We start from the raw sequence: 603 nt of genomic DNA, 5'->3' as shown, positions 1-603 counted from the left end.
GGAAATTTATTGGCTCATTTCAATCGTTATATTACAAGGAGCCATTTAAATGAAAATAAAAATACTAATAAAATACCTAGTTGTTTTTATAATTTCTCTTAACTTTACAGGTTGTATACTTGATACAGCTAATGTAAGTACAGCAAAACAAGGTAAGAAGATTGAACAAGTGTATAAAAACACAAGTACTGATAAAGTAATTGTAGTCATAAACAATACAATAAAAAATCTTGATTGGGTTAAACTTGGAGAGTACAGAAATATTTTATCAGAAGATAAAAAATCATGGAAACTAAGAGCAAGAAGCCAATATACAGATAATCAATTTGGATTTAGTTCGGTTACATATAAATCAAAATTAGAAGATTTAATTTTTATTAAACTTAGAACACCAATGGGATTAACTTCATATGGTGCTACATTATTCATTGGTATTAATGTTTTACCAAATGATACTGTAATATTGAAGTATGCAGGTTCAACATCTCAATATTTTGAAAAAAAGAAATTGCCAGGATATTTAGAAGTATTATCACAAAAAATTAAAAATGGATTATCAACTAATTAAATATAACAAAACTTTGGAGAGAAATATTTGACCCT

At 25.9% G+C, this 603-nt stretch carries 1 protein-coding gene; it reads left to right on the top strand.

Translation table 11 applies throughout. From position 1 onward, the window contains the following. Positions 1–49: 49 nt before the first annotated feature. Entirely contained in the window at positions 50–568 is a 519-nt protein-coding gene (locus tag CRU95_RS16125) for a hypothetical protein (RefSeq protein WP_129102125.1), read from the top strand. The last annotated feature ends 35 nt before the right edge of the window (positions 569–603 follow it).

Origin of the sequence: Arcobacter sp. F2176 (assembly GCF_004116465.1) — a bacterium.
Taxonomy (GTDB): Bacteria; Campylobacterota; Campylobacteria; order Campylobacterales; family Arcobacteraceae; genus Arcobacter; species Arcobacter siniprincipis.
This window is presented reverse-complemented; position numbering and strand designations above follow the sequence as displayed.

Coding starts and splice junctions, on each gene's coding strand:
- CRU95_RS16125 (WP_129102125.1), top strand. CDS start 50: ATGAAAATAAAAATACTAATAAAATACCTAGTTGTTTTTATAATTTCT.